Here is a 3235-nt window from a genome sequence, read left to right as displayed (position 1 = left end):
CCCGGCCCGGGTCATCGTGCCCGCGCTGCCCGGCGTGCACTGCACCAAGTGGGTCGCCACCATCGATTTCCGGACCACCGCCGGTGGCTAGGTCACCCGGCCGGCTGGCCACCGGCTACGGATCCGGGCTCCTGCACCTGGTCGTCAACGTGGGCGCGCTGACCGTCGCCGGCTGGGTGGCGCTGCGGCTCGCCGACGAACCAGCCGCCGGACGCATCCTGCTCTGGTTCGTCGGTGCGGCCATCGCCCACGACCTGGTGCTCTTCCCCCTCTACTCCGGCGCCGACGCCGGCCTGCGCCGGCTACTCCGTGCCTCCGGCGCCACCACGACACCCGGCCGCGTCCGGGTCCTCAACCACGTCCGGGTCCCCGCCCTTGCCGCGGGGCTGACGTTCCTCATCTACCTACCCGGCATCCTGGGCCTCGGGAAGGTCACCTACCAGGCGGCCACCGGGCAGCACCGGCAGCAACTCCTCGGCGAGTGGCTCACCCTCGTCGCCGTCCTGTTCGCGGCCAGCGGCCTGGCGTACGCGGTCCGGGTCGGCCGCCGAGCCCGGCGGAGACCCTAGTCCGGTCCGGCCCCGGCATGTCAGGATGCGGCGCATGCGTGCCGTGATCTTCGACGAGTTCGGTGCCCAACCGCAGGTCCGCGACCTCCCGGACCCCGTGCCACCGCCCGGGGGCGCGGTCATCCAGGTCGAGGCGACCGGGTTGTGTCGCAGTGACTGGCACGGTTGGCAGGGGCACGACCCGGACATCAGCCCGCCGCACGTACCCGGGCACGAGTTCGCCGGTGTCGTGACGGCGGTCGGCACCGGCGTGACCGGCTGGCGGCCCGGCGACCGGGTCACCGCGCCGTTCGTCTGCGCCTGTGGGCGGTGCCCGGCCTGCCTCGCGGGCGACCAGCAAGTCTGTGAGCGGCAGACGCAGCCCGGCTTCACCCACTGGGGCTCCTTCGCCGAGTACGTGGCGGTTCAGCACGCCGATGTGAACCTGGTCCGGCTCCCCGACGGGCTGGACTATCCGACCGCGGCGGCGCTCGGCTGCCGCTTCGCCACGGCCTTCCGGGCCGTGGTCGGTCAGGGACGGGTGGCCGCGGGCGAGTGGGTGGCGGTGCACGGCTGCGGCGGAGTGGGCCTGTCGGCGGTGATGATCGCGGCAGCGGCCGGCGCGCAGGTGGTGGCGGTGGACATCGCCCCTGGCGCGCTCGATTTGGCCAGGAGCTGCGGGGCCACGGTCTGCCTGGACGGCAGGACCCTCACCGGACCCGGCGCGGTGGCTGCGGCCGTCCGGGAGGCGACCGGCGGCGGTGCCCACCTGTCACTCGACGCGCTGGGCAGCCACGCCACCTGCATCGCCTCCATCGAGAGCCTGCGCCGGCGCGGACGACACGTGCAGGTGGGACTCCTCCCCGCCGCCCAGGGCCGCCCGGCCCTGCCGATGGACCTCGTCATCGGGTACGAGCTTGAGCTGCGCGGCAGTCACGGCATGGCCGCGCACGCCTATCCGGACCTGCTCCGGCTGGTCACCGCCGGCGTACTGCGCCCCGCCGAGCTGATCACCCGCACCATCGGCCTGGCCGAGGTGCCGGACGCGTTGACCACGATGGACCGGCCGGGTACCGGCGGAATGTGTCTCATCAATCCCCGGTGAACAGCTGGCGGCAACCGTTTCCGGGCGGCGGCTACCATCGCCCGGTGGATCTTCGAGGAACGATCAGCCCGGACTGTCCGCTACTCGTTCTGGCCATCGCCGAAGAGGCCGCCTACCTCGATTCGGACCTCCCGGTGCTGCTCACCGGGATGGGCAAGGTCAACGCCGCTGGCGCTCTCGCGGCGACGCTGGCCCGAGTCCCGTTGCCGTCGGCGGTGGTCAACCTCGGCACGGCCGGGGCGCTGCACTCCGGCTGGTCCGGCACCTACGAAGTGGGCAGCGTCGTCCAGCACGATCTGGACACAGAGTTCATCCGGAGGCTGACCGGGCAGATCGTCGGAGCACCGCTGGCCCTGGCCGGTGCCGGCCCGGTGCTGGCCACCGGCGACCAGTTCATCGCCGACGACAAGGTACGCGCCGACCTGGCCACGCGGGCCCAACTGGTGGACATGGAGGGCTACGCCGTGGCCTCGACGGCGCGGCGGTTCGGCGTACCGGTTCGCCTGATCAAGCACGTCAGCGACGAGGCCGGGGACGGCGCGGACCGCACCTGGAAGGAATCGGTGGACGGCTGCGCCCGGACACTCGCCCGTTGGGTCCGGGACCATCTCTGACGCCTCCGACCCCGCGCTCGGCAACCGGTCCGGCCGGCGGCCCCGCAGCGCCAGCTACCCAGCCGCCATCCGGCGGGTCAGTTCGGCCGCCCGGTACGCCGCGACCTGACGCGCCTGTGTCGTCACGAACCGCCGCAGCGGCGCCGGGGCACCGGCGGTGACCCGCTCCCGTACCCGCGTGCCGTCCGCCACGGCGGCCAGGTCCACCTCCGCCCGCAGCCACACCCATCCCGGGCTGCGCACCTCGCTGACCAGCTGGCCGGCCGGCTGGGTGGAGACCATTCGTACCCGGATGCGGTTGTCCCACCGCAGCGGCCCGGCCAGCCGGAAGCGCTCGACGGCGACATAGTCCCAGACCGCGCGCCCCTCGGCGTCGTGCCCGGTCCGCACGTCGTCGACCGCTACCACCAACGGCGACAAGCCGATGTAGCTGTGCGGGTCGGTCAGGTGGCGGTACACCGTGTCCGGCGACGCCGCGACAACGCAGGTCGTCTCGAACTCGATCGGCGGTTTCCGATCCTTGGCCATGCCACATCCTGTCACGCCGACGTCGACCCAGGCTCTAGTCGAGGATGCCCTCGTGCAGAGCGCGGAGCACCGCGTTCGTCCGGTCCCGGGCCCCGAGCTTGGGCAGGATCGTGGGAACGTGGTTCTTGAGGAGTGGGAGTACGCCTGCCGGGCCGGCACCACCGGCCCGCGTTACGGGCCGCTCGACGAGATCGCCTGGTAACGCGGCAACTCCGGCGAGCAGATCCACGACGTGGGCGGCCGGCAGCCCAACGCCTGGGGCCTCTACGACATGCTGGGCAACGTGTGGGACTGGTGCTGGGACGTCTACGACGCCGAGGTCTACGGCACCTACCGGGTACTGCGCGGCGGCGGGTGGTTCGACGAGCACTGGAGCTGCCGGGCGTCGGTACGGCGACGCAGCCACCCGACGTTCAAGGTCGACGACGTCGGTTTCCGGG

4 protein-coding genes and 1 pseudogene are annotated in these 3235 nt (G+C 72.8%); 4 read left to right on the top strand and 1 reads right to left on the bottom strand.

Annotated features, from left to right (window positions below):
- Positions 1 to 83: 83 nt before the first annotated feature.
- From AB0M52_RS32580 to AB0M52_RS32570, 3 genes are read left to right on the top strand one after another with little or no spacing between them, the layout of a single operon-like run.
- Entirely contained in the window at positions 84 to 569 is a 486-nt protein-coding gene (locus AB0M52_RS32580; protein WP_363961624.1) for a hypothetical protein, read from the top strand.
- 34 nt (positions 570 to 603) lie between these two features.
- Entirely contained in the window at positions 604 to 1653 is a 1050-nt protein-coding gene (locus tag AB0M52_RS32575; protein ID WP_363961622.1) for a zinc-dependent alcohol dehydrogenase family protein, read from the top strand.
- A 44-nt stretch (positions 1654 to 1697) separates the two neighbouring features.
- Positions 1698 to 2267 carry a nucleosidase gene (locus tag AB0M52_RS32570; protein ID WP_363961620.1) on the top strand — a complete coding sequence of 190 codons (570 nt, stop codon included), beginning with the start codon at positions 1698 to 1700 and terminating at the stop codon, positions 2265 to 2267.
- A gap of 54 nt (positions 2268 to 2321) precedes the next feature.
- On the opposite strand, the gene AB0M52_RS32565 is transcribed toward AB0M52_RS32570, so the two are convergent.
- Positions 2322 to 2795, bottom strand: a complete 474-nt coding sequence (locus AB0M52_RS32565) for an SRPBCC family protein (protein ID WP_363961618.1) — start codon at positions 2793 to 2795, stop codon at positions 2322 to 2324.
- A 130-nt stretch (positions 2796 to 2925) separates the two neighbouring features.
- Between AB0M52_RS32565 and AB0M52_RS32560 the strand changes: the two are divergent.
- Positions 2926 to 3235 (top strand): annotated as a pseudogene (locus AB0M52_RS32560) (formylglycine-generating enzyme family protein); the annotation flags it as partial.

Source organism: Micromonospora sp. NPDC051296 (genome assembly GCF_040682255.1).
In the GTDB taxonomy this organism is placed as follows: Bacteria; Actinomycetota; Actinomycetes; order Mycobacteriales; family Micromonosporaceae; genus Micromonospora; species Micromonospora craterilacus.
The sequence above is the reverse complement of the archived record's forward strand: the minus strand, read 5'-3'. Positions and strand labels throughout refer to the sequence as shown.

What these genes read in the sequence shown, in the direction of transcription:
- AB0M52_RS32565 (WP_363961618.1), bottom strand. Translation starts at nt 2,795, where the DNA reads ATGGCCAAGGATCGGAAACCGCCGATCGAGTTCGAGACGACCTGCGTT.
- AB0M52_RS32575 (WP_363961622.1), top strand. Translation starts at nt 604, where the DNA reads ATGCGTGCCGTGATCTTCGACGAGTTCGGTGCCCAACCGCAGGTCCGC.